The following is a 25,747-nucleotide window of genomic DNA, read 5'->3' as shown; positions in this document are numbered from 1 at the left end:
GTCGGGGCGAATCGATTGATTTGATTTCCTGATGCAGCCGGTCGCAAACCCGCTCACGACGAAACACGCTGATCATGTCGATCCAATGGTTCCCCGGCCACATGCACAAGGCTCGGCTGGAAATCCAGTCCGCCTTGCCCAAGGTCGACGTGGTGATGGAAATCATCGACGCTCGAATTCCCTATTCGAGCGAAAACCCGATGTTGGCCGACCTTCGAGGTGACAAGGCTTGCCTGAAGGTACTAACCAAGTCGGACTTGGCCGACCCGCATCGGACCGAAGAGTGGCTGGAGGCTCTGAATAGTTCCAGCTCCACCCGGGCTCGCGCTGTCACGACCGACGACGTGCCCACGATCAGGCGATTGAAATCCGCTTTGATAGGCATGTGCCCTCAGCGAAAGGGGCGGTTGATCAATGCCATGGTCATGGGCATTCCCAATGTTGGGAAATCGACGATCATCAACTTTCTGGCTGGACGAAAAGTCGCCAAGACTGGAAACACGCCAGCGGTAACACAGCATCAACAACGCGTCGACATCGGCGACGGAGTGATTCTATGGGACACACCTGGGATGCTCTGGCCCAAGGTGCACAACGTCAGCAGTGGCTATCGGCTGGCACTGATCGGATCCATCAAAGACACCGCGATGGATTATACCGACGTGGGTTTCTTTGCAGCTCGGTACTTCATGGAGCAGTACCCAGATCGACTGGCCAAGCGTTTCGAACTGGAATCCATCGCAGATACAGAAATGGCGGTGATCGAAGACATTGGTCGCCGACGAGGATGCTTGGGGCGAAACAACAAGGTTGACTTGGAACGAGCTTCCCGAATCCTGATTCAAGAGTACCGAACCGGTGGCTTGGGACGGCTGACGCTCGAGACTCCCGCGACGATGCAGCGCGAACGCATTCTCACGCAAAAGGCGATGGTCGAAGCGGAAGAAGCCGCTCGCCTGAAGGACGAGAAACGCAAGAAGCGATTCAAAACCAAGCAAAAAGCACAACGCAAGTCACGCGAAATGGATGCTTCGCGTCGCGATCGCCGGCAGTGAGAGATTGTAAGACTGATCAATCCGCCGACCACGGAACACATGGCAAGCAATCCAGTGCGTTCCGCGGGCTAGCGGTTTCAGATGGTCTCAACTGGATTGCACAGCTGGGTCACTCCGCTGGTTTAGCAGCGAACAATTCGTGGAAGAAGACTCGCATGGCGTCCCACGATCGCAGGTCTGCTTTCTCGTTGTAGGCGGCACCTTTGCTGTTGTCGTCGCCGGCCATTGGCTGCGTGAACGAATGGACCGCATCGGCATAGACATTCATTTGCCAATCGACGTCATGGGCATCGAACTCAGCGATCATTGATTCGACGTCCGCTTTAGGCACAAATGGGTCGTCGGCACCGTGACAAACCAGGACTTTTGCTTGGATGTTGGCTCCGTCATCAGGTGATGGCGAATCCAGTCCGCCGTGGAAGCTGACGATTCCGTTGACTTTCGCTCCACTGCGAGCCAGTTCAATCACTCCGGTTCCGCCGAAGCAATATCCAATCGCAGCGATCTGATCTTTCGCGACGTTGTCCGCTTTTCGAAGTTGTTCCAAACCTAGGTTCAGACGGCGGCGGTACAGTTCGCGATCACTCTTGTACTTCCCGGAGAACTCAGCCGCCTCTCCCGTGTCGGCTGGTCGAACGCCGCGACCGTAAATATCAAGTGCAAAGGCGATGTAGCCCAGTTCGGCCAACTGGCGACAACGGCGGCGTTCGTAATCGGTCAGTCCCATCCATTGATGGACCACCAAGACGCCAGGCTTGCCGGATTCCGCTTTTGTTCCGGCGGGGCGAACTTTGGTATCGAAAGCTAGGAACCCTTCTAGCATCACGTCGCCATCTTGGTAGACGATCGTTTGCGTTTGCACTTCGGCCTTCGCGACTGTTGCCGTCCACATTGCGCTGGCAAACAACATGCAAGTGAACAGCTTCACCGAGTTCAAAAGACGGGAGCGGCGGACATCACGACGGCAGCAAAACATGGAAATTCCTTGAGTGGGCTATGGCAACAGGTGCAAACAACGCATGCGATTGTAAAAGCAAAACCACCCCGTCGAAAAGAACGCGTGCAGAATTGCCTCCACCGCATCGATGCTTAGTATCGCCGAACTCGAGCGATCAGCATCATCCCGACACCGGACAGAACCAAGTTGCCGATCCAAACCCCATAGGGCGGCATGTCGCCTGCTTTGGCCTGGTCGAGACCCAGCAAATAGAGCGGGTAGTAAACCAAGATTGTCGGAAGAAAGCACATTCCGAACGTCGTCCAGTAGTCACTGGTCTTGGCCACAATGGCGAGGGGCGCCCCGACGAGCACGAAGAAGAAACAGGTGAAGCCTTCCGCCCAGCGACGCCAAGGTTCGGTTTGTAAACGCGTTAAGCGATGGCGACTGGACTTCAACCCCGACTGAATCGCGGAAGATTTTTCGCCGCCAATTTCAGCAGGTCGCGAAGTCAACAACGAGAACCCGGTGAACGCGGCCAGTTCCCCAATTTTCGCGTGGGTGCGTTCGCGTTGACGTAGTCGCTCGTTTCGAATCAAACGAAGAGGCAACTCACTCGGACTGCGGGTGGAAATGTCGTCTTCTTCCAACGCATTGCCAATTGGAATCTCGAAGCGATGTTCACCGTAGAAATCGCCTTGTAGACCCTTTCCGCGGTTCACTTGGCTGTCGACCAGTTTCAGAACGAGAGATTGAGTCTCCTCGTCCATCATCAATTGGCCTTCGCTGGCGGTCACGGTGAAAGCATCGTCGCCTTTGCCGCGAACGGTCACCCGAGGCGAAATCATTCGGCGACCGTCAATTTCGCGAACGTGGATCGAGAAACCGTGATCCGACGTGTAGGAGTGATCGCGTTCCAGCAAGCGATACGCGATGTCTTCGATCGATAGCAGCACGACTCGTTTGACGCCGGGTTTTCCCCAAGAAACCGCCATGTCGCTGCAATACACTGCGACTGGACTGAGCAAGGCGGCGAACACAATTGCCGGTTGCAGTAATCTCAGCGGCGAAATACCTGATGCCTTGACCGTCGAAATTTCGCCGTCGGCCGCCATTCGTCCATAAACGCAGCAAACCGAAAACAACGCCGTCGCGGGAACCGCGTGTTGCAACGAGATTGGGATCGCAAAGGGGAGCAATTGCAGGACCGCCATCGCGCCCAAGCCTTTGCGAAACAATTCACGTCCGACCGCGATCAGCAGGATCAAAAGCGTCAACACGACCAGCGCAACGACGAAAATCCGGAGGATCTCGAAGAGAATCGTACGTGTCAGACGGGTGGGAATCACAGGTTCTGAATCAAGGCCGCGGAATCTTGCTCATTGAACCTTCGGAAGTAGCAAAAACGTCGGCCTCAGCGACAGATCAGCTCGTCCGCCCCCCCGCCGTGCACCATGAACCGGATGGCCTGGAGAAGCTGAGACCTTTGCCAGAGCACTGGCGCTGCTCAAAGAACAGTAGAATGGACGCTTTGCTACCCCAACATTCGGCCATCATCATGTTGATATCGATCCGACTGCTTGTTTGCTCGCTGATTTTGGGGTTTGGCGCCACAGTGGTGGGGGCTCGAGAACCAGAAGCAAGGATTCAACCGAAACGCCCAACGGGGGAACGTTCCGTGAAAACCGACCGGGGATTCATGGTCGCCTACACTCAGCGAATTCCGGGGACGAACGTTGAGATCGAGATGGTTCCGGTTGCGGGTGGCACCATGGATTTGAAGCCTCCGCCTCCGCCACCAGCATCATGGAACGATGAATGGCGAGCGGAGCAAAGGGGAGCGACGTATGTCCCGCCAAAAGTCGATCCAGATCTCAAGGTGCAGACGGTAGAGATCGAACCGTTCTGGATGGGGAAGTTCGAAATCACGATGGAGCAGTACATGCCGTATCGGCAGTTGTACTACGCTCACAAAAAAGCGGCGTTTCGAAAGGGGTATGAGCGGCCCGGGTTTGACGAGGTGGATGGCGTTTCCAGCCCCACGGACGTCTACGATTATTCATACAATTTTGAATTTGCAGGTGCCTCTGATTCGCCGGTGCCCACCACAAGCCAATTCGCTGCGCGGCAGTACACGAAATGGTTGAGTCTGACCTGCAAACTGGACTACCGTTTGCCGCTCCGAAGTGAATGGCAGCACGCATGCGTTTCAGGCCAAAAGCCAGAGCTGCTGGTCGATGATGTTGCTGTTCACTTTGAGAACACAGAAAAGGTCGAGACAATTCGTGCGGGTACGAAACTCGCGAGTTCCTTGGGGCTGCACGATCTGCAGGGCAATGTTTCGGAATGGGTGATCGAGGATACCGCGACAACGGGTCTGTTTCGTGGGCACGTTGCCATCGGCGGGAATTTCAACTTGGATGCCAAGGATTGCCAATGCGATTCCATTCTTCGAAGCACCGAAGATTGGTGGGACTCGGATCCTGATTTTCCACAGAGTCCTTGGTGGGCAACATCAGACGAATCCCGCGCAACCGGTTTTCGAATCATCAGTCCTTTGAAACAGATGAGTGATCAGCTGCGTGAGCTGTACTGGGAAGCGGACTCGGATCGATTGCGAGAGGATGTTGAATCAAGGGTGGAGTCTGGCCGAGGAACCTTTGGTTTGGTGAAACCTTGAGTCGCCGGGATACGTTTGGTTTATCCTTGACGCCTTCGGGTTGCATTTCGAGATTGTGCCGTCCTTGTCGGATGACAATCTCGAACGCCGGAATTGATTCCCGTTGAAAATTTCAGGAATGTTGGTTTCGGCATTTGCGAAATCTGTGACCGGTGTCTTCGATCCTCCGACCTCGAATGCTCCCGCGAGAACGTTTGAGACTGGAAATGACTCTTTGATTGTCGATCAGGAGCGAGAGATTCGGGAGCTCCAGCAGCAAGTGATTTGGCTTGAATAAAGAAGAGACGCTTTGAAAGAGTCACTGCGTCTCAGCAAGCGATGATTCAAGTGCGCTTTGTTTGATCCGAAACGAAAAAAGCCCAACGCGTCGCGTGAGCGAAACGTTGGGCCTGATGTTGAGGCCGCGTGGCTATGGTTCGCAAGCGGTCAACGCTTGATCCATTCGTTTTCGCTTTCGCTGACTGGGACATTCGCTTTGATGAACTTGACGATGTCAGAAGCGGTCGAGGGGACTTCGTTGATCAACGCTGCTCCACTCAGGCTGGTGCTTTCGGTTTTGACTTCCAATCCACCAATCTTCGATCGTTTGCGAAGAGCGGTGATTCGTCCGCCCAGTCGTTCCGCCTCATCAGCTTCGGGGCTGTTTTTCCCAGCGACGATCATCGTGGGAAGAGACCCGACGTTGCGATCACGCAAAGTAGAATCGATTGTCAGCCCGTTGAAGTTCTTGACCGGGGAAACGTAGACGAGAGCTTTGACGTCTTGTCCCTGTTTCATTCGGCCGACACTGGGGAATCCCCAGTCACGAACGGCCCAGTGTGCCGCCATGATCGCTCCTTCTTGAATGCCGAGAACCGTCAAGGCATTCAGGTTCAAGCGACCTTCGTTGTTTTCGTCCTTCAAGAATTGCTTGGCTTCTTCCAGGTCATACTGAATGATTGCCTGGATGTCGCGTTTGCCCATTCGGGAAATGTTGAAGTCTTTCGTCTCACCACTTGGGGTCGTGTATTGGCGGCTGTTTCCATGGCCGCGGTATTCGACCAACAAAACCGCCAATCCAGCAGAACGCATGCTCATGCAGAGCTTTTGGTAGGGCGATCCCTGGCCTTTCCACTCGTGAATCAACAGCACTGGAACCGCATTCTTGCCTTCCGCGGAAGGGAAGTAAAACGCGGTCAGCTCGATGTTGTCTTTGGTTTTGAGTTTGACGGGACGCGGTTTGAGGGCCGGGTCTTCGCCGCGTTTGTTTCGCTGCGCAGAAGCGGGAACGGCTAGCAACGCCGAAATCAAAACGACGGAGCATCCGATCAGAAACTTGCGAGTCGATGGCGATGCGAGTGACTGAAAAGAGTTTACAAACATGGGGATGCGGGACTTGGGTGGGAGTCAACGAGGATGAGAAGAGACTTTCATTTTAACCCAAGCCCGCGCTGCCTGCACTTATCCAATTGGCAATCGTTTACGACGGGACCAACCAGTGTGTGCCAGCACCAGAATCGCGATCGCGGTCGCACCAACATAAAAACCGACACCCAACGTCTGATAATCGCCGAACAGAATCGCACCGAGAATCATGCCGTAAACCGGCTCGAGGTTGTTGGCGAAGTTGATGGTGAACACGGAGAGGCGTTTGAGAAGCGAAACGTATTCGCTGTAGGCGTAAACCGTGCACACAACCGCCAACACAAGCAGCCAGCCAAAATCACTGGCTGAGGGGACCAAATCCAATCCACGTCCTTCACTTAAATAGAACGCGGACAACGGCAGGCACGCGGCGCAGAACCCACATGCCCCAACCATTTCGTAGAGCGAGATGACTCGGTGGGGAGTCGTGGCGGCGAAGCGTCCATTCAAAATCGAGAACACTGCGGCAGCAAAGGCGGCGGTGATGGCGATGAGGAATCCACCGGCGTATTGCAGTTCGCTTTGGAAGATGACGGCGACCGCTGCGATCACGCAAACGCCAAAAATCAAATCCATTCGGCGGAGTTTGCGGTGGCGAATCATCAGCGGTTCGAGCAACGCGGTCCACAACGAAACCGTCGCGATGCCAACCATGCACACTGACACGTTGGCGACTTTCACCGCCAAGAAGAACAGCACCCAGTGAGCTCCGATCAAGCAGCCGGTCGCCAACATGGCCAAGGCTCGCTTAGCCGGAACACGCCATGTCTTGCGGACGATCCAGCCAAGCACGACTGATGCGATCGCACTGCGGAACAGCACGATCTCCACGGCGGGCAACTGGATCAATTCGCCAAGGGCGCCGGTGAAGCCCCACACGAACACCAGAAAGTGCAACTTCAGGTAGTCGCGTGGTTCACCCAAATCTTCGTTCAACGCATCCCTTTCACATCAACGATGGAAATCAAGTCAAGCAGATTTCATCGAAGATGCTTCTGACCTACAGGAGGTTCAGGATGTCGTTGGTGAAGACAAAGATCATCAATGCCAACAACGCCAACACGCCGACAAACGTCAGACGCATTTCCATGGCTTCGTCGACTTTCTTGCCCCGAATCAGTTCGGCGGTCAAGAAGACCATATGGCCACCGTCGAGAGCTGGAATGGGCAGGAAGTTCAGGATCGCCAAGTTCATGCTCAGCATCGTCAGGAACATCAGCTGCGCGGACAAACCTTTCTCGGCTTGGTGGCTGGCCATTTGAGCGATCCGGATCGGACCGCCCACAAATTTGGCTTTCACTTTGCCGCGAACCAACATGCTCAAGAAGCGGCCGACATCGGCCATGCGTCGTTTGGCTTCGCTCACACCGAGCGCGAGTGCCATTCCAATCGAATCCGCTTGTCGAATGGACTCGACCGGTGCGAAGTTCAACCCGCGGTCGTACCAGAATCGATCCGACTGGCGAACGGTGAGGGTCTGCTCAACCACGGTGCCGCTGGGTGGACGGATCGCAGTGACGATGATCTTGGTGCCGACGGGAAGGATTTGAACGGTTTCCATCAGATTGCCGAGCGGCTGAGTGGGGCCGATCTCCCAGCCTTCCGTCAGGGCTTCCATCGCAGTTTCGGACAACTCGTCTTCGATCGATTCACGATCCTCAGCTTTCGCGAATTGAACGCGAATTTGGCGGAGTTCGTCACCCACTTGAATTGTCTCGCCCGAGGTCGCGGCGGACTCTTCGCCACCACCGAGCACTTCCGAAGCGACAGCGGTTGGTTCGTAAGCGAATCCGAGCGAATCCACCGACATCATTTCGCCAAACGCTGACACGGGCGTCATCGTTTGTTCAACCCGTTTTGGGGTCAGCGTCAATTCGACTTCTTTGCTGGCGTCACCTTCACCTCTTTGAACGGTGATTTTCACCGGTTCATCGTATTGAACGTCGGCCAGCAGCATTTGATACGCGTCGACGTCGGTGTCGTCGCCAACGGAGATGATTTGATCGCCGACTTCCATGCCAGCCAAGTCAGCCGGTCCGTTTTGCATCAACGCTTTGATTGGCCCAATTTTGAATTGGATGCCAAAGTCTTTTGCTTGTTGCGGCGGCAGCGTCAGGGAGTGTTCGGATTCATCCGCGCGAGTCAGCCGAACTTCGATTGGTTGGGACGGTGCGGTGTGGATGCGAGTCAGCAACGGGGTGATCGGCATGATCGCCGATGAATCCAGCGTCTGTTCATCGAAGCCCACCACCTTGGCTCCCGCATCCGCATCGGTCACCACATCGGCAGCAGCCGAGTTTGGCATTGCAGGAAGCTCGGAGAACAACGTGTCACCGGTCGGGCTTTGGATGCCGATCATTCGGCGATCCGGTTCGATCGGGCTGGCCTGAGTCACCAGTTGATATTCGCGGGTGTCATCGCCGTATTGCAGGCGAACTGGAACAGCCGTTTCGGAAGATTCAATTCCCGCTTCCATGATCTTCAATTGCATTTCGCTGAATGGCAATTGCGAATCATCTTCGAGCGAGCTGACTGAGACGACTCGTCCACCGGGCCGAATGCCGGCCTGCCAGGCGGGGCCACCGGGAGTCACTCCACCGACGACGGCGGGTGTGTAACCGACACCGTTGAAGAAAGCGAACGCTGCGAACAGGACGCCGGTGATCACATTCATGACCACGCCCGCACTGATGATGATCATCCGCTGCCAAACTGGTTTGGCGGGGTAGCTTCGTGGGTCGAGTTTCTCTTCGGCGTCGGAGGCTTCTCCACTTTGTCGAATGCGTTGGGCTTCTTCTTCCGCTTTGCGTGGATCGTCGTCTTGGCCCAGCATCTTGACGTATCCGCCGAGGGGCAAAATTCCGATTCCGTATTCGGTTTCGCCGTAGGTGAATTTGCCAAGTGTGCGAGGGAATTTGATCGGACCGATCGAGATCGGGACATCAAAGCCCACATAGAACTTCTCGCACTTCACGCCAAATGTCTTTGCCGCGAGGAAGTGTCCGAGCTCGTGAACAAAGATCACCAAGCCGATTCCGAGGGCGACTTGGATCCACAGCCATGTGGATTGCAACCAAGCGAAAATGCCGCCGGTGTCTTCGGTGGCCGCCAACAAGGAGGGCAAGAGGGACCAATCAACAGGCAACGACATGAATTCGACGGGGGTGAAGGAGAGTTGAACGGGGAATGCCAGCCCGGCAAATCCTCGTTGAAGATATGGTTGGTTGGGCAAACAAGTTCAGCGAACCAGCTTTCCCGAAGGGTGAAACTTTAGATTTGAGCCAATTCTCGGGCTCGATCGCGTGCCCAAACGTCCAATTTTAACAGTCGTTCGAGCGTGGGCGAAGATTCGTGGTCGTGATCTAGCAGAGTTCGGCGGCAAATTTCGGGGATGTCAGTAAAGCGAATTTGCCCGTTCAGGAACAGGTCGACTGCGGTTTCGTTGGCTGCGTTGACCACGGCGCCCGCCGTCCCGCCCACGCGAGCGACTTCGAATCCGAGGGCGAGAGCCGGGAATCGATCCGGATCCGCGGGGCAAAGCGTCATGTCCCAACCCTGCGAACGGTCCAGTTCAGGGGCGGGACAAGGCAGTCGCCGCGGATAGGTCAGGGCGTATTGAATGGGCATCCGCATGTCAGGCGGGCTGACTTGAGCGATCAAGCTGCCGTCTTCGAATTCGACCAACGAATGAATCAATGATTGCGGGTGAACGACGACTTCGATTTTGTCCGCTGGAACATCAAACAACCATTTGGCCTCAATCACCTCGAGGGCCTTGTTCATCATCGAGGCGGAATCGATCGTGATTTTCGCCCCCATCTTCCAAGTTGGATGGGCGAGGGCTTGTTCGATCGTTGCGTCCCGCATTTGAGCGGTGGTCCAATCTCGAAAAGGCCCACCGCTGGCGGTCAGAATCAGTCGGCGGACGCCCGGCCAATGCGTTTTTGCTGATGATCCGGTGGCCGAGGTTGGGTCGGTAGCCGTCGTCGCGGAGTCCGCTCTCGTTGACTGTTCCAGAGTGGCAGGTTGGCTTTGACGAGCCCGTGATTCCGCCAAACACTGGAAAATCGCGGAATGTTCGCTGTCGACGGGTAACAATTCCGATCCGTTTTCCGCCGCAGCTCGCGTAACGACTGGCCCGGCAACGACCAAGGTTTCTTTGTTAGCCAGGGCGACCCGTTTTCCCGCGTGAACGGCCGCCAGCGTGGATTCCAAACCGGCTCTGCCGACGATGGCGGCAACCACCACATCGACGTCTTCTTCCGTCGCGGCTCGAACCAAAGCCTCGGGGCCTACGTCCAACCGACAACGGTTCGTCAGTCGCGAATTTGGTTGGGCGGATGCCGAATTCAGGGCTTTGGCGGCTTGTGCCTCGTTCTTGGCATCTGAAACCACCAAGCATTGCGGAGGCGTGTGGCAACCAGCCGCCAATTCGATCAGAGAATCAATTTGAGAGTGACCGGATACGCTCGAGACTTCCCAGGCGAATTCAGGATCGCACCGATTCAAGCTTTCGATCACGTCCAGCGTGGCCACGCCGATGCTTCCCGTGCCGCCCAAGACAGCCACGCGGCTGATGGGACGGTTGGTTGACCGAAAATCAGGGACCGAGTCCTCGTTCGGCGTTTCGGCCGGCACTGTCGGTTCCGTTGGAGAGGGGTTGGGCTGGGGCGATGTCACAGGAATGATTGTCCAGGGTGTCAGGGGCCGTATCATGGGGGAACGGACCTGCCAGAACAATCCGAATAAGTCATCCAGACCCGTTGCGAAGGCAGATTTTCACACGGTGCTGAGAGTGGTGCCTTGGGAAGTCGACGAGCAGAAGAAATAGTGGAACCTTGGCTGAATCAGCCGTAATTCAACGAAACAAAGACAATTGGAACGCAATGAGCAACGAACCCAAGTCGAAACGCGGTGGATCGTCCGAGAATCGAGGCGGAGGGAATGTTTGGTTGGTTTTGCTGGCTGTGACCGGCGCCGTGGTGCTGAGTGCGTTCCTGTTCAGTGACAATCGCCGGCGTTTGGCCTACCCGCACCTGACGGAATTGCTGACGAAGTCGGCCGAGCGGCAAGAAAAGATCGCTGCCCAGATGGAGCCCGCCGATTCTGACTCGACCGATGCAGCGACCTCAGGCGAGCAAGATGACTCGCAGACGACCGAAACATCGTCCAGCGTCATCCCGACGGTTCGCAACGATATCGAGGCCGATTTTCCGGTGCCGAAAATCGTGGTCCCCAGCAGCACGAAGGAAAACGTGCTACACGAATTCAGTCGACTCAGCGACATCTTCGTCGCGGATGATCGCATCACGGGGAAGGTCTACTTCAAAGCGTATACACCAAACCATCCCAGCGAAAAGGAAGCCGCCGAAGAGGTCAACTTCCGAACGATTCGCGGGTATCCCAACGACGTCATCGCGGCGGAACTCGAAGCACTGCTCCAGCGATCGGGCGTCTCGTGGGACAACGATCGACCCAGTCGCTTCCTCGAAAACCACTGGCCTGAATTGCTGATGATCGGTGTTTTGGTGGCACTCGGCATCGTGATGCTTAAACGCATGGGCGGCGTCGGTTCGCCGATGTCGTTCTCGAGAAGTCGCGGAAAGCTCTACAGCGAAGACGATCTGCCGACCACATTCGACGATGTTGCCGGGATCGAAGAGGCTGTCGATGAAGTTCGCGAGGTCGTGGACTTCCTTAAAAACAGCGACAAATATCAGAGTCTCGGTGGCCGCATTCCCAAAGGTGTCTTGCTGGTCGGTCCTCCCGGAACCGGAAAAACGTTGCTGGCGAAAGCGATCGCGGGAGAGGCCGGCGTGCCGTTCTTCAGCCTATCCGGAAGCGATTTTGTCGAGATGTTTGTCGGCGTCGGTGCCGCTCGTGTCCGCGACATGTTCACCCAAGCCGTCAATCGTGCTCCCTGCATCATCTTCATCGATGAACTGGATGCACTCGGCAAAAGCCGTAGTGGAAGTGTCGTGGGCGGACACGACGAACGCGAACAGACGTTGAACGCCTTGCTGGTTGAAATGGATGGTTTTGATTCCAACTCAGGCGTCATCGTTGTCGCTGCCACCAACCGTCCGGAAACCTTGGACCCAGCCTTGCTGCGTCCAGGACGTTTCGATCGTCACGTTTTGGTCGACCGTCCCGATGTGGCTGGTCGCGAAGAGATTTTGGCGGTTCACGTCAAAAACGTGAAGCTGGACGAGACAGTCGAGCTGAAAGGCATCGCTTCGATCACCAGCGGTTTCGTGGGAGCCGATCTTGCGAACTTGGTCAATGAAGCCGCTTTGTTGGCCGCTCGCAATGGAAAACCCGCGGTTGCGATGGAAGAGTTCAACGAAGCGGTGGAACGTGTCACCGCTGGTTTGGAGAAGAAGAAGCGGGTGATGAACGAAGACGAGAAGATTCGCGTGGCATATCACGAGTCGGGACACGCGCTCGTCGCGGCAGCACTTCCCAACACCGACCCGGTGCACAAGGTCAGTATTATCCCTCGTGGGTTGGCGGCACTCGGGTACATGATGCAGCGTCCCGAATCAGAACGCTTCTTGATGACGAAGAGTGAACTCGAGAGTCAAATGAAAGTCATGCTAGCGGGCACGCTGGCGGAGGAAATGATTTTTCAAGACATCAGCACAGGCGCTCAGAACGACCTGGAACGCTGCACCGAAACGGCTCGCAGCATGGTGATGGACTACGGCATGAGTCGGCTTGGTCGAATCAATCTTCGTCGCAACACACGCAGCCCGTTTCTTGCTGGTTCAGGTGGCGGTGACTACCAGATCATGCACAGCGATGAGATGGCCAAGATGATCGACAAAGAAGTTTCACGAATCGTCGATGACATGTTGGCGCAGACTCGCGAAATTTTGGAACAACGTCGGGATGTCTTGGAAGCGGTCACGCAGCGATTGTTAGAGGTCGAAGCGATCGACAGCGAAGAGTTGTTGCGTTTGATCCAGGAAAACAGTCGCGGGCCGTGGTTGGTCCCTGGAACCGTCACGGAAAAACCAAAAGCGAAAATTGTGGCGAGAGAAGATTCGGAATCTGCACAGTCGAATCGCTCGTAGTTTGCGGGTGATTTTTGCAGCTTTGAAGCCCACGCGGCACTGCTGAACGAGAGTGCGTGATTGTGAATCCGGTCTTTCGAAAAAGATCGCGAATTTGTTAAAGCCCGATGCGGCAAGCGACGACATGCGTCCGCCTTGCCGTTTTTTCATAAGCAGATGACACGCAATCGGGCGTTCCAAGATGCGATTCAATTGGATGGCGAAGAATACTATCGGGCGGACGTGTGCCGGCCTCTCGGCGGTCACCGTGCTCGGTCTGTTGACTGGTTGCCAGCAAACCAACGGAACCACCGGCGCTCCGATCAGTATGCTTCAGCCTGGCCAGACTCCCGTTCAGAGTCCAACGTTGCCGACCCTCGGTGCGTTTGGCGCCTCGGCACGTGTGCCACCTCCCGCAACCGGTTCGTACGGCCAAGTGAGCGGGACCCCTGCGGCTGCGGCCAACTACGCCCCGACCGGAAATTACAACTCCAGTTCCGGCAGCGTGATTCCGATAAGTCACAACTCTGGTGATACCGTCGGATCAGGGATCGCACAGGCGGGCGGGGTCGTGCCCGGCTCGATGACATCGGCGGCACAGAATCCAAACCAACAGTGGGTCGAAACGAACGCCGTTCAGTCAAACCCAATGATGCCCGCTGCAACCGATGCCTCCACTGGAGTTCGCAGCGGCGGCATGCCGGTGATCGATTTGACGGGCGCTCCACCGCCACCGGGTTATGTCCCGCAAGTTGCGAACTCGTATCCCAACACAGGCTCGTACCCGGCCGCGAATGTGATGGGAGCAAATAACATCGCGTCGCAAATGAACGTGGGTTCGACGTCGTTACCCGGGCAATTGCCAGTCAGCCAATTGGTGCCATCCGCTCCTCCTGCTGTGCAAGCGTTGCAATGGAACACCGCGTCAGCACCCGTGCAGTCGCCTCAGGATTCGTTTCAAGGGAACGTCGCGGTTCAGAGCAACGGGAACATGAACACGGCAGTGTCGGGACAAGCCGCCGCCAATCAGCCAAGCTTTTCGACAGCTGATCGCCCTGTTCAGTGGCGCACACCGAACCGCTGAAGTTGGATCGCACATGCAGGTGCCGTTCCCGCGAACACCTTCGGTGAAAACAAATTGAAGCATCGCGAAGAGCGAGAAAGCCTACGCGGCGTCGATCGCACTTCGCAACGAGCGACAGAACTCGCCAGCTTCTTCGGCGCCCGCTTTGACAGGATCGTTGCCTGACTCTTTCGCGTTGGCGACCGCATCGGCAACTCGCCGGACAATCGCGGAGCCAACAATCAAACCGTCCGAGACGGGAGCCAACTGGGCTGCTGTTTCTGGTCCGCTGATCCCGAAACCGATGCAGATCGGCAGTTCGGTTTGCTCTCGGAGCCAGCCGACATTGTCAACCAAATTGGTCGGCAACGCGGTTCGTTCTCCGGTGATCCCGGTCACGGAAACGTAGTACAGGAATCCGCTGGACAATTCCGCGATTCTGCATTGGCGGTCTCGCGTCGTGGTCGGCGTGACCAACTGGATCAGGTCGAATCCTTTCTCACGACAGATCTTGCTCAATTCGTCAGCTTCTTCGACCAACAGGTCCGGCACGATTGCACCGCAGTATCCCGCTTGCATCGCTTGATCGACGTACTTGGCCATCCCGATCCGGTAGATGATGGAATAGCTGACCATCGTCACACGAGGCATCGCATCGACGTCGGAGTTTGCTATCAGCCGTTGGCCCAAATCCCAAACGTGTTGCAATTTGAATCCGGAATCGAGCGCCCGCTGATAGGAGGCTTGGATGACGGGGCCATCGGCGATCGGATCGCTGTACGGGACACCGATTTCGCAAAGGTCTGCGCCGGCCCGGCTTGCTGCCGCGATGACCGCTTCTGTTGTCTCGATATTAGGGTCGCCCGTTGTCAGGAACGGCATCAAGGCTTTGCGGTTTTGTCCACGCAGAGATTCAAAAAGGCTTTGCAGAGGCGTCATGGATGGCGGATCGGCGTCAGGATGTGCGGGCGAAACTGGTCACGGCGAATTCTGCCGCCAAGCCTAGATTCCCGCGTGCGGATCGGCAACCAAGCCGCCTCCGAAGACCGGCCGGGTCGGGACCGGATGAAACCGTGGCCAAGGCACTTCGGGTGGCTTTTCTGGTTCCGACTGAACGCCGCCCGTGATCGGGTCCAGATCCAACGGCATGGTGCCGTCGATCACACCGGAGCCAATATTCCCATCGTGCACAGTGCCGGTCGTGTCGCACATCACGCCATGTCCATCTGTGGGGACAATCACGGCACCATCTTCGATCAGACTTTGAGTGTGCTGAGCCGCCGTGTGAGGTCGCCCACGACGCCAATCGCCGAGCAATCCGCCGTGGTCGTCTGGATCGTGCATTCGCTGGCTGGGGACTCCCAACGCCACACATCCGCTCATGCTAGCCAGTACGCAGACCACCAAGCATCGCGTTAGCGAGCGAGCGATCCGGACGCGGCTGGTCCGAGCGGGGCAATCCTGGCGATTGGAATGTGGCATAGCCAGTTGATCGACCGATCCATCCAACTTCTTTAGAAAAAATTACCCAATCAGAAAAGTCGGACTGGGGCTCTCACGCGAGCGAGTGGGCTCAGCGAATGCCGACGGCAATCAAATATTCCTGACGCTCAGCACCTTTTCCGACACCCGTTCGAATCACAAGTCGGTCATCGACTGGGACCGGCGTCGCGAAAATGGAATCACCCGTTTTGTTTTCGGACATCAGCTCGAATCTATCCGGGCTGGCTTTGAAGACGAAAATGGTTCCGTCCTCTGACCCAACGTAAACGCGATCGTTGACCAACATGGGAGACGCGCTGATTCCACCGCCGAACATTCGTGATCGCCACATTTGTTTCCCATCCATGGTTCTCCAGCAGTAGGCCACTCCCGTGTCCGCCACCGCAAAGACGTAGTTGGGAATCGTCAGCAACGACTGCTCGTAGCATTTGACGTTGTTTTCCCACTGCACGTTGTTTGAGCTTCCATCACCCAGGATGCACCACGTTCCCGATCCGGGATTGCCGCCACTGGTCATCACGCGGCGGTCGTCCCAAACAACGGTTCCACAAATCGCGGCGGTGGTCGTGTCAACTCGCCAGAGTTCCTTTCCCGTAGCGGGGTCGTAGGCGTTGATCATGCCGGCACCCGAAATCAAGACCATTGGTTGACCACCGATGGTTGTCGCGATCGGTGTTGCGAAGTTCAGATTGGATGGCCGATCGACTCGCCACACGATGCCACCGGTTTGAGTGTCGAGTGCAGCCAAGCAACTGTCGGCACCGTCATACTCGGCAGCGACGATCAACAAGTCATCCACCAAGATGGGACTGGATCCGTATCCAAACTGAAAACGAGAAGGACGGAAGTTGGCAACCTTCTTTTGCCAATTCTGCTTGCCGTCCAGGTTCAGCGAAGTGACGACGATCGCATCGTCCGTGTGGAACGAGACATAAACATTTTGTCCGTCCGATGCGGCGCTCGGCGAGGCGTAAGAATTATTCGAATGGATCCGATCGGGCAACGTTCCACGATGGATCACCCAGTTGTTGACCATCCGACCATCGGCTCGATTGCATTTGACCAGCCGTTGGGTCTCGTCGTCGGCCACGGCCGTGGTCAGGAAGAGATGATCGCCGACCACGATTGGTGTTGAGTGCCCTCTACCCGGAATCGCAGTTTTCCAAACGACGTTTTCGCCACGTTCCAAGTCCCAACGTACGGGAGCGTCGGCATCGGCGGCGGCATGGTTGTTCCCATCTGGGCCTCGCCACTGCATCCAGTCCTGCGCGTTGCTGTGCGAAGCAGAATTCAGATTGGATGTCGCGAACAGCAGCAACGTGATGACGTTCCAAGTGCGAGTCGAGCGCGGACCTTGAGCGATGCGGTTCATATTCGAATCCAATGTCGAAGAAGAGGTCGAAAAAGAGCTTGTGAAGAGAAGGTGCACGCCAAAGGCTCGCGTGCGGTGTCGAAGGCGGATGCACGCTGCCATTGGAGCACCAACGAAAATTCGCTCAAGATCATTTGGAGCTAAACAAGACGGAGCCAGACTGAAGTTCTGTGTCGAACGCATGTGTGAGTCGGCGGACTTTTCGAGAACGACCGCATCGCCGGCGTTTGTTGCGTGATCCGGCAAACTGCAACGTCAAAACGAACCGAGGTTGGTGAGCTGCTGCTACCAACCTCGCGATGGACGATTCGTTCGTTACGAAGAGAACTCAGTTGACCCCTGGTAGGCCTTCACCGGGCAAACCAGCATCAGGGCCTTGGCCGCCAGGCAATCCAGACGGAATACCCGCAGCTGGTAGATCATTGGAAGGCAAACCATCGCCGAAACCTGGCAGACCGATGGAGCCACGATCAAATCCGCCTTCATCGTCTTGGTCGCCCGACAGTTCCACTCCGGCAAGTTTGGCCAATGCGACACGTTGTTCTTCAAGAGATTCCATCCACTTCTTTTTGTCGTCCAACATGTCGTCGTTGATGGCTTCTGCAATGGGACGAACATCGTCCATCCAAGACGTCAAGACGCTCTTGTCCTCATCGGATGCCGCGGAGATCAGTCCTTTCGGGTCGCTCGGAATCTCTGCCTCACGCGATCCAACCGCTCCTTGCATCAATTGTTGCAGGACGTAAGTGATCCGCCGGCGGGAAAGCGCTACTTCAGGTGGTTGCGGTTTCGCCGCTGCCATGCCGCCCATCATTCCCATGCCTCCCATCATCATTGATTCCATTCCCCTGTCCATGTCCATGTCCATGCCACTCATCATCGATTCCATGCCCATGTCCATGTCCATACCACCCATCATCGAGTCCATGCCCATGTCGCCGCCCATCATGCCGCCGCCGGTGCGGCTCTTGTCTTTCTTCTTCTTTTTCTCTTCTTTCACGCCCAAGAATGTATCCGGACTTGGGGGTTGCTTGACGGCCATCTTGGCCGTCCGGTCGAGGGCCTTCAAGCGTTTCAATTCTGATTCGACGGTGTCAAAGGCACGCCGTGACCAGCTCTTCAAAACGCCTTCCGTGTCAGCGACTTGACCGTTGAGTTGTTCGGTCATGTCACCCAGTTGCGCCGCCGAATACAACGCAATCAAGTCAGGCTTTTCTTCGTCGGTGCTGATCGAAATCAGTTGCTTGCCGAGGGATGTGTCATCGGGCGTGCTGACGTAGTGCAGGATGTCGACAGCGGACCGCTGCAAGTAAGCGTGTGCCTTCGGATCCCGTCCTTCGGGAGCTGGTGCATCCAACAGGTCTGTCATCAACTGAGTCAACTTGGCTTTTGGTTCGGCCGCCAACGAGGTGAACCCGTACATGGCAACTCGGTGCAAGGATTGCAAGGCTGCCGCGCGAACGCCGTCCACTTCTTCTTCGTTTTCGTAAAGTCCAACCAAGGTGTTGAAGAGGTTTGGGTAGACCGCCGCCAAAGGAGTTGGTGGCCGTCCAGTTGCACCATCGTAGGGCCTGCTGTCCAAACGGCCCAGGACTAGGACGGCATTGATGCGAGCGGCAGGGATGTGATTGCCCGACGCAACCTTCGACATCCCACCGTATACATACCCAAGCAGGGATTTGCTGCCGGGATTGTTAATTCGCTGAGCGTTGGTGAGTGACTTCTCCAGCGAAGCCAACATCGGTCCCATCTCGTTCAGGTTCTCCTTGCGTACCATCCGGTAGGGAACAATTCGTTCAACGTAAATCCGTGCGTTGTTCTTCAAGCTGGCAGTGAGTTGCTCTGGTTTTCGCGTCGTCGCAAGAGTTTTCGCAGCCCGTTCAAAATTGGAAATTTGTTCTGGCTTTGCTCCTGCGACCGCTGCGTCTTCAATCACCTCGTACTTCTGAGCCGACGCAATCCCGCTGAAGAGCCAGCACAGCACCATGACCACGCACAGGATCCAAATTCGTTTGGCGCGTTGGTGGTTCGATTCCTGGCCTGAGGCGGCTGAATTCGAGTGCGCCGAACCCAATTGCGCAACGGCAGCAATCGGTCCAGATGAATCGGAAGGAGACGAGGTCGATGTGGCGTGTCGCAAAGGAACACCTTCGGTGAGAAGAGCACGGCCGAATAGGATCGAAACACGAACGTTTCGCGGATTCTTATTATTCACCGAGTCACCGTCTCCCGTCAACGAAAATCCCGAATGTGAGCGCATTTGGGCATTTCGCATGGCTCGTCGCCGTCTGTCGGACACTTCGGTTCGAAGGCAACAAAAAAAGGCGAGGCCGGCTCCGAAGAACCGACCCCGCCTCGCACGGGGGGACGCTTAATATTTGGGTAAATCATGGTGCAGAGTGCGTCCCTCCGACACAGATAACCATAGTTCCGTTCCTGCGAATTTCGAGCAAACGGGCCACGGATTCTGGCGTTCTGAAGCACTCCATCCGTGACAGTGCTGGTTTGTAACGATGGAATCGATTTTGACGATTGAAGCCGCCGCTCAGCTTGTTTGATCGGAGTGTCCCGCCGCAAAAGTTTGCCAGGGCAAACCGGATCGATTGGAGTGCCGGTGAAAATGTGCCGATTGTTCCGGTTGGAGGGGGGCCTCCGTCATGGATCATCGTTTCGCCCGCGACACCGTCGTTCAGGCCGCGATCCATGTCCATTTCAATCCTTTGGGAACGGAAGTGACGGAAGTAGCAATGCAGAGCAACACCAACCGTTGGGTCGGCCATTTCGCACTGCGAACTGTGGGGCCGGTGGAAAATCAGGAGCCGGTGGCAAGACGCTGGCGAACCGCCTTCGTCGCAGGCGTCGCAGCTTTGGCAAGCGTGTGTGGCGGAGACGCCAACGCACAACGTCCGGTTGTTCCCGGAACGGGAACGGAACTGGTCGGCGTCGCCGATGACTTCGAAGACGAATCGTGGCGTTATGTGCCAAACAATCCCAAAAGCACCGAGGACATTGATGAGAATCAACGTTCGCCGATGGGAAAGAGCACCAACGGTCGTTGGTACGAAGGCATCAAACGCGGCCATCCAGATGTGGTCGAACGCGTCAGCACGCCCGCCGGTGGATTGCCCGGCAGCAAAGGCGCTCTGCTGATGCGGAGCAAGTTCACGGGCATCCCTGGCAATGCCAGCGGAACAATGCACCAAGATGACTTCATCGCCAATGTTCAATATCGATTGAAACGACGCATCGACGTGTCGGAAGTTCCAAGTGTCACGACGCGAGTTTTCCTGCCGCCAGTGGCCGAGTGGGAAAAACGTAGCGGTCCACACTTCGGTTTCCGATTGGCTCTCGAAACAACCGCGATGATCGAACAGGAAACAGGGTTCTTCAAGCTCAAACGAAAAGAGATGGGCAACGAGATCTACTGGCCCGGTTTGTTCATCGAGTTCGAAAGCAAAGCTGACAGTCGAAGCCGCAGCGACGACTACGCTTACCTGCGTGTTCGTAGCAACCAACGGGGATCTGATTTCCGCGGCCCGCAGATCACCACGACCGGTTGGTGGACGTTGGGAATGAGCGTCACTCCAGACGGAATGGTGCACTACTACGCTTCGCCGGGTGTCGAGGATCTAACGGAAGAAGACTACATCACCAGTCAGTTTCCGTACGGTTACGAAGCCGAACGCATGCGGACGTTTTTCTACAACGTGTGCAGTGCGGATGACGGGCGTCGATGGAGCACTTCCTTCGTCGTCGACGATCCAAAGGTGTTCTTAGTTCGCCCCAAGGGCAAGCAGATGGCACGACGCTCCAGCAGCAGTCGACGCTGAGAAGCTCAGTGGAGTTGTTCAACGCGGCACGGATAGAACGGCCGCGAATGTTCGACCAAGTCCAACATGGTCTGGTCGTTCATCGAGCCAGACACCGGAACGCTCTCATTGCTGATCGCTTTTCGATAAGCGTTCAGCAATTGTTGCCTTTGGTTTTCTGAACCATACTTCGTTGCGACAATGTTTCGGTTGTGATCGATCGTGGCTGAGCTGCCCATCATCACCAATGCATCATGCAAAGCTGCATTGCGTTCGCAAATTTCTTTTGCGAATCCAGCGTCGGTCGCGAAACGCTTGAGCACGTCAGTTTGCAACGAAGGAGTCAATCGAGCGAAATCGATCCAGTCGGCCGCGACTCCGGTTTCTCGTTCGCAAGCGGTGCCCGAGTTCTCAACTTCGGCTTGGGAGCGGACGCCCTTCCATGCGTTGATTTTCGCTTCTCGGAACTGCTGTTCGGAGTCGGCGATCCATGACTTCGTTCCTGGAATTTGGATCGCTTCGTAGAGGTGATCCAGTCGCATTCCACGGTCGACAAAATCCCTGGTCACTCCCGGCAGATTTCGGGCGACGACGCTGCGGGATGCCAGCCAAGGTTCGAGGAAGACCATCCCGAAACCTTCCGCTACGCTGGAAGAAACGACGACGCTCGCGGCTGATAGATTGTCAACGAATTGAATTTCTTCGTGATGAGCGGCATCGAAAACAATGTTGTCGACGCATTGCTCCGCAACGGATTTCCACCGTTCGTAGGATTTCTTTTCCATGGGTGTGTCTGGCATCAACGTCATCGCACCGACGGTCGGTCCTCCGGCCAGTTGGCACATCAACAGGAACTCGCCCAAGTTTTTTCGGCGGATTCCGCGAACCGGATACAGCATCCAACGAAAGTCAGAAGGCAGGTCGAAAGCTCGCTGCAGCTTTTGAGTCGCAACGTCGAAATCGGGTAAGTCGTCGCTGGGAAGACGCACGCTGTTCGGCAACACATCAATCCGAGATCGATGAATTCCAAATCGCTCGAGTGTTTCCGCATCACCGGTCGTCAACGTCGCGTACGACAATCGATCTCCGTTGGGGTACAGAATCGCGTCGAGATCTTGTGGACGATCGCAACCGTGGGCCTCTTTCAAATACGCCCAATTCTGCGGGCGTTGATCCTCGGCAAAGTCATGGATCTGCATCAAGCAGGAGTAGCCCAATGAAGCCAGCTCTTTGATGACTAAAGGCGAAGCAGCGTTTTTACCAAGACTGTGATTGTGCCAGTGAACGACGGTCTGCTGACGAGACCATCCTACATGTTGGCAGCACTCGTCCAATTCCCGTGCCATCTGGTCAGCTTGAGCTTGAACACTCAGCGATGCGTCACGAAGCGAATCGTATTCCAAGGACGGAATGGTCCAGAGCAAAGCCGACGAACGAGTCGCGTCTTGCAAACCAGATTGGCGAGGTCCGCTAACAAGAGCCACCTCATCAATTTCACTGGATTCTTGCAGACAGTGAGCATGATTGTCGACCACCTGGGTCACGCCGCCCCGTTCGAAATGACAATGCACAATGAGAATGTTCATCGCGGGAACTTTCATCGGCTGTCTGGCTCAAAAGGGCAAGGCGTATCAGTGACGGAGGTCGCGCAGCGTTGCTGGGCTCTTCGACTCGCTTCGCTCACCCTCTCGGAGGTCGTGCAGTTTAACTTCACCCTCCCTTTGGGAGGGTCGGACCGCTTCGGGCCGGGGAGGGTTACGCGATGCATTCAATGCTGGGCCCTCCCCTCAACCATCACCCTCCCAAGGGGAGGGTGATGGTTGAGGGGAGAAGCCGCTCGCTTGGTGCGATCTTCTTCACAGGCTGGAAGCCTATGCCACACCGGGGTCAGTGCACTCGTTGACCCGGCAGTGCGCCGTCGTCGATCCCGAGCACAAAGACTTCTTCGCCGCCAGGACCGGCAGCGGTGACCATGCCTTCGCTCAAGCCAAAACGCATTTTGCGAGGTTTGAGGTTGGCGACCATCACGACCAACCGACCAACGAGCTTTTCAGGGTCGTAGGCCGCTTTGATTCCGGCGAAGACTTGGCGGGTTTCGTCGCCGCCCAAACCCAACGTCAACTTCAGAAGCTTGTTGGCTTCCGGCACGTGCTCGGCGTTGAGGACGCGAGCGACACGCAGGTCGACCTTCATGAACTCATCGATCGTGATTTCATCAGCGAGCGGTTCATCCTTGAGCGGTTGATCATTGTCGTTGAACGGGTTGGTGGTAACAGCCTCGGTGTCTTGAGCTGCTTCGTCTTTGCTTTCTTCCATCATCGCTTCGAGATCCTCGGTTTTGACACGGTCCATCATACGTTGAAATTTATTGACGCCACGATCGGTCAGTGGCGTTTGGCTTTGTTCCCACGACGTGATCGGTTCCCCGAGCAAGTCGCCACATTTTTTTGCCAGTTCGGGAAGGACTGGGGCCAGGTAAACGGCCAGTTGCCGAAACAAGTTCAATGCGACCGTGCAAACGTCTCGCAGTTCATCTTGTCGATCAGCGTCTTTGTTCATCTCCCATGGCTTGGCGTGTTCGACAAACGGGTTTGCCGCGTCGGCCAATTCCATGATCAAACGCATCGCTTTGGAATATTCGCCGTCTTCATAGGCGGATGCGATTTCGTTGCCTTTGTCAGCACCGGATTGAAACAGCCCACCATCTTCGGGATACGACGGTGACAATCCCGTGCGGCCGGCGAATTTCCCAACGCGGCTGGCCAAGTTGACGACTTTGCCAACGAGGTCGGAATTGACCTTCTCGACAAACTCGTCGACTCCCAGGTCCAAGTCTTCGACTCGCGATGACAACTTGGTGGCGTAGAAGTAACGCAGTGCCGACGGATCGATGTGCTTCAAAAATGTTTCGGCTTTGACGAAGGTGCCATCGCTCTTCGACATCTTCTTGCCGTTGACGTTCAGGAACCCGTGAATGTGAACTTTGGTGGGCAGTGAGAACCCAGCCGTTTTCAACATCCCAGGCCAAAACAGCGTGTGGAAGTAAGTGATGTCTTTGCCGATGAAGTGGTGGACTTCGCAGTCATCGCTCTTCCACCAATCGGCCAAGTTTTCTCCGTTGGCATCGCACCATTGTTGAGTGCTGGCGATGTAGCCAATTGGCGCGTCGAACCAGACGTACCAGTAATTGCCCGGTGCATCGGGGATTTCGAAACCGAAGTACGGTGCGGGACGACTGATGTCCCAATCGCGAAGTTCTTCGGCTAAGAAGTGCCCCTTCAAATAGTTGGCGGTCTCAGGTTGCAGAGCCCCCGAACCGGATACCCATTCGGAAAGGAAACCGTGCAGCTTTTCCAGTTGCACAAACAGGTGTTCGGCTTCTTTGATGACTGGCGTGGCACCGCTGAGCGTGCTGACGGGATCGATCAGTTCGATGGGGCTGTAAGTGTGTCCGCAATTGCAATTGTCACCGGCTTGGTCGGGCGTGCCACACTTGGGACATGTGCCGCGAACGAAACGATCGGCCAAAAACGTTTCGGCTTCCGGGTCGTAGAGTTGCTCCACACTTCGCTGGACGACCAGATCCGCATCGCGAAGGGATTGCCAAATTTGATGACAGAGCGTGCGGTTTTCTTCGCTGTTGGTGCTGCCGTAATGATCGAATTCGATTCCAAAGCCCGCGAAATCTCGTTGGTGGGCTTCGCTGGTTTCTTCGATCAATTCAATCTCGGAACGACCTTCGCTGCGAGCACGAATCATGATCGCGGTGCCGTGGGTGTCGTCGGCACAAATGTACAAACAACGATTGCCGCGCAGTTTTTGAAACCGGACCCAGATGTCGGTCTGCAGGTATTCCACCAAGTGACCGATGTGGATCGGGCCGTTGGCGTAGGGCAAGGCAGCGGTAACGAGCAGACGACGCGTCATGAAAGCAGTTGTCGGTGAGTGGATCGAGGGCTTCAGCGATACCCACGACTCATTTTCGCGACGTGGGGTTCACCATCCGAGGTCGCGATTGTGACAAACGACCGCTGGATCGAACAGCACCAGCCACCGAAGACGCGTTTGTCACGTTTCGATCAGAGGTTCATGACCGTCTTGACCAAATCACTGACCGAATACGGGTGAGCCGAGGCAAAAGCTTCTCCAGCCCAACATCCGGCTTGCGATCCGGTGACCAAAGCTGCGGCTCGCACCCGTTCGGCAATTTTCGGTTTGTGAGCAAATTGGCTCTCGTAAGCCGTGATCGACGCGAGTTTCTGCTCCAGGCAATCTCCAATGTCAACGATCAAATGATGAGATTCACCCGGCATCACGTCGGGCTCGAATGCCAATCGGAAATACAACTGACGAGCAACGGCGTGGACGGGGACCCCGTCAAAGTGTTCGTCCCAACGACAAAGTCGGCTGTAGAACACGGCCGCGTCGGTGATCTGCATCGCTTGCCAATGGTCCGGGGAAGCCATCGGAGTCTTTTGACCAAAGCCAATCACAATTCGCGGCCGGAAACGACGGAACTGCCGAGCCAAAGCGATGCGAGGGACGAACCCGTCCATCAGAATTCGATTGGGGAGGTTCAGTTGAACTCGCGCGTGAACGCCAAGGCACTCTGCCGCTCGAACTGATTCTGCCATCCGAGTTTCGACGTCGGGGCAATTCGGCGTCGGTTCTCCATCGGTCAAATCAATGATGCCGACGTGGTAGCCCTGGCGGACCATCTTTGCCAGCGTTCCACCACAAGCTGATTCGACATCGTCCGGATGAGCACCCACCGCAATCACATCGAGTGACTGCGCCGGGTCTTCTGGCACGAGAAGATCGCTCGGTTCGGGAATGGCTTCGTTCATGCCAACCAGCTTAGAGCCACGG

The 25,747-nt window shown here is 56.0% G+C and carries 18 protein-coding genes; 5 read left to right on the top strand and 13 right to left on the bottom strand.

Features of this window, described 5'->3' with window-relative positions:
- Positions 1-74: 74 nt before the first annotated feature.
- Positions 75-1,055, top strand: coding sequence for a ribosome biogenesis GTPase YlqF (gene ylqF / locus CEE69_RS08565; protein WP_099260275.1), 981 nt, complete (start codon positions 75-77; stop codon positions 1,053-1,055).
- A 109-nt stretch (positions 1,056-1,164) separates the two neighbouring features.
- On the opposite strand, the gene CEE69_RS08560 is transcribed toward ylqF, so the two are convergent.
- Positions 1,165-1,983, bottom strand: a complete 819-nt coding sequence (locus CEE69_RS08560) for a dienelactone hydrolase family protein (RefSeq protein WP_233215057.1) — start codon at positions 1,981-1,983, stop codon at positions 1,165-1,167.
- A 161-nt stretch (positions 1,984-2,144) separates the two neighbouring features.
- Positions 2,145-3,341: an LptF/LptG family permease gene (locus CEE69_RS08555; RefSeq protein ID WP_099260273.1), complete on the bottom strand. Its 1,197-nt coding sequence runs from the start codon at positions 3,339-3,341 to the stop codon at positions 2,145-2,147.
- Between the two features lie 329 nt (positions 3,342-3,670).
- Between CEE69_RS08555 and CEE69_RS08550 the strand changes: the two genes are divergently transcribed.
- Entirely contained in the window at positions 3,671-4,672 is a 1,002-nt protein-coding gene (locus tag CEE69_RS08550) for a formylglycine-generating enzyme family protein (protein ID WP_233215056.1), read from the top strand.
- Between the two features lie 426 nt (positions 4,673-5,098).
- On the opposite strand, the gene CEE69_RS08545 is transcribed toward CEE69_RS08550, so the two are convergent.
- From CEE69_RS08545 to dxr, 4 genes are all read right to left on the bottom strand, one after another.
- Complete coding sequence (locus CEE69_RS08545; RefSeq protein ID WP_099260272.1) at positions 5,099-6,034, bottom strand: alpha/beta hydrolase family protein; 936 nt, start codon at positions 6,032-6,034, stop codon at positions 5,099-5,101.
- A 78-nt stretch (positions 6,035-6,112) separates the two neighbouring features.
- A complete protein-coding gene (locus CEE69_RS08540; protein ID WP_099260271.1) occupies positions 6,113-7,012 on the bottom strand; it encodes a DMT family transporter in 900 nt (299 codons plus the stop codon).
- Between the two features lie 64 nt (positions 7,013-7,076).
- The gene (locus tag CEE69_RS08535) at positions 7,077-9,308 is read right to left on the bottom strand and encodes a site-2 protease family protein (RefSeq protein ID WP_099260270.1); all 2,232 of its coding nucleotides are present in this window, start codon (positions 9,306-9,308) and stop codon (positions 7,077-7,079) included.
- A gap of 38 nt (positions 9,309-9,346) precedes the next feature.
- Positions 9,347-10,714, bottom strand: a complete 1,368-nt coding sequence (gene dxr, locus CEE69_RS08530; RefSeq protein ID WP_099260269.1) for a 1-deoxy-D-xylulose-5-phosphate reductoisomerase — start codon at positions 10,712-10,714, stop codon at positions 9,347-9,349.
- 248 nt (positions 10,715-10,962) lie between these two features.
- Between dxr and ftsH the strand changes: the two genes are divergently transcribed.
- Positions 10,963-13,152, top strand: coding sequence for an ATP-dependent zinc metalloprotease FtsH (ftsH, locus tag CEE69_RS08525; RefSeq protein ID WP_099260461.1), 2,190 nt, complete (start codon positions 10,963-10,965; stop codon positions 13,150-13,152).
- Between the two features lie 196 nt (positions 13,153-13,348).
- Positions 13,349-14,215 carry a hypothetical protein gene (locus CEE69_RS08520; protein WP_233215054.1) on the top strand — a complete coding sequence of 289 codons (867 nt, stop codon included), beginning with the start codon at positions 13,349-13,351 and terminating at the stop codon, positions 14,213-14,215.
- A gap of 81 nt (positions 14,216-14,296) precedes the next feature.
- Here CEE69_RS08520 and trpA read toward each other — a convergent pair whose 3' ends face one another.
- From trpA to CEE69_RS08500, 4 genes are all read right to left on the bottom strand, one after another.
- A complete protein-coding gene (trpA, locus tag CEE69_RS08515; protein ID WP_099260267.1) occupies positions 14,297-15,133 on the bottom strand; it encodes a tryptophan synthase subunit alpha in 837 nt (278 codons plus the stop codon).
- Positions 15,134-15,196: 63 nt separating this feature from the next.
- Positions 15,197-15,676: a hypothetical protein gene (locus tag CEE69_RS08510; RefSeq protein ID WP_099260460.1), complete on the bottom strand. Its 480-nt coding sequence runs from the start codon at positions 15,674-15,676 to the stop codon at positions 15,197-15,199.
- 91 nt (positions 15,677-15,767) lie between these two features.
- Positions 15,768-17,069 (bottom strand): outer membrane protein assembly factor BamB family protein, encoded by a 1,302-nt coding sequence (locus CEE69_RS08505; RefSeq protein WP_099260459.1) that lies wholly within the window; start codon positions 17,067-17,069, stop codon positions 15,768-15,770.
- A gap of 328 nt (positions 17,070-17,397) precedes the next feature.
- Positions 17,398-19,329 (bottom strand): hypothetical protein, encoded by a 1,932-nt coding sequence (locus CEE69_RS08500; protein ID WP_233215053.1) that lies wholly within the window; start codon positions 19,327-19,329, stop codon positions 17,398-17,400.
- Between the two features lie 397 nt (positions 19,330-19,726).
- Here CEE69_RS08500 and CEE69_RS08490 point away from each other — a divergent pair, with 397 nt between their 5' ends.
- The gene (locus tag CEE69_RS08490; protein WP_099260264.1) at positions 19,727-20,899 is read left to right on the top strand and encodes a hypothetical protein; all 1,173 of its coding nucleotides are present in this window, start codon (positions 19,727-19,729) and stop codon (positions 20,897-20,899) included.
- Between the two features lie 5 nt (positions 20,900-20,904).
- On the opposite strand, the gene CEE69_RS08485 is transcribed toward CEE69_RS08490, so the two are convergent.
- The 3 genes from CEE69_RS08485 to CEE69_RS08475 all read right to left on the bottom strand — a co-directional run bounded on the left by CEE69_RS08485 (position 20,905) and on the right by CEE69_RS08475 (position 25,725).
- Positions 20,905-22,464, bottom strand: coding sequence for a hypothetical protein (locus tag CEE69_RS08485; RefSeq protein WP_233215052.1), 1,560 nt, complete (start codon positions 22,462-22,464; stop codon positions 20,905-20,907).
- A gap of 301 nt (positions 22,465-22,765) precedes the next feature.
- A complete protein-coding gene (metG, locus tag CEE69_RS08480; protein WP_099260262.1) occupies positions 22,766-24,805 on the bottom strand; it encodes a methionine--tRNA ligase in 2,040 nt (679 codons plus the stop codon).
- Positions 24,806-24,957: 152 nt separating this feature from the next.
- On the bottom strand, positions 24,958-25,725 hold the full coding sequence (locus CEE69_RS08475) for a PIG-L family deacetylase (RefSeq protein ID WP_099260261.1): 768 nt from the start codon (positions 25,723-25,725) through the stop codon (positions 24,958-24,960).
- Between the last annotated feature and the right edge of the window lie 22 nt (positions 25,726-25,747).

Source organism: Rhodopirellula bahusiensis (genome assembly GCF_002727185.1).
GTDB lineage: Bacteria > Planctomycetota > Planctomycetia > Pirellulales > Pirellulaceae > Rhodopirellula > Rhodopirellula bahusiensis.
This window is presented reverse-complemented; position numbering and strand designations above follow the sequence as displayed.

Excerpts from the sequence above, each read along its gene's own strand:
- CEE69_RS08475 (WP_099260261.1), bottom strand. The coding sequence starts at position 25,725 with ATGAACGAAGCCATTCCCGAACCGAGCGATCTTCTCGTGCCAGAAGAC.
- trpA (WP_099260267.1), bottom strand. The coding sequence starts at position 15,133 with ATGACGCCTCTGCAAAGCCTTTTTGAATCTCTGCGTGGACAAAACCGC.
- metG (WP_099260262.1), bottom strand. The coding sequence starts at position 24,805 with ATGACGCGTCGTCTGCTCGTTACCGCTGCCTTGCCCTACGCCAACGGC.
- CEE69_RS08505 (WP_099260459.1), bottom strand. The coding sequence starts at position 17,069 with ATGAACCGCATCGCTCAAGGTCCGCGCTCGACTCGCACTTGGAACGTC.
- CEE69_RS08485 (WP_233215052.1), bottom strand. The coding sequence starts at position 22,464 with ATGAACATTCTCATTGTGCATTGTCATTTCGAACGGGGCGGCGTGACC.
- CEE69_RS08490 (WP_099260264.1), top strand. The coding sequence starts at position 19,727 with ATGGATCATCGTTTCGCCCGCGACACCGTCGTTCAGGCCGCGATCCAT.
- CEE69_RS08510 (WP_099260460.1), bottom strand. The coding sequence starts at position 15,676 with ATGCCACATTCCAATCGCCAGGATTGCCCCGCTCGGACCAGCCGCGTC.
- CEE69_RS08520 (WP_233215054.1), top strand. The coding sequence starts at position 13,349 with ATGGCGAAGAATACTATCGGGCGGACGTGTGCCGGCCTCTCGGCGGTC.
- ftsH (WP_099260461.1), top strand. The coding sequence starts at position 10,963 with ATGAGCAACGAACCCAAGTCGAAACGCGGTGGATCGTCCGAGAATCGA.
- ylqF (WP_099260275.1), top strand. The coding sequence starts at position 75 with ATGTCGATCCAATGGTTCCCCGGCCACATGCACAAGGCTCGGCTGGAA.
- CEE69_RS08545 (WP_099260272.1), bottom strand. The coding sequence starts at position 6,034 with ATGTTTGTAAACTCTTTTCAGTCACTCGCATCGCCATCGACTCGCAAG.
- CEE69_RS08500 (WP_233215053.1), bottom strand. The coding sequence starts at position 19,329 with ATGCGCTCACATTCGGGATTTTCGTTGACGGGAGACGGTGACTCGGTG.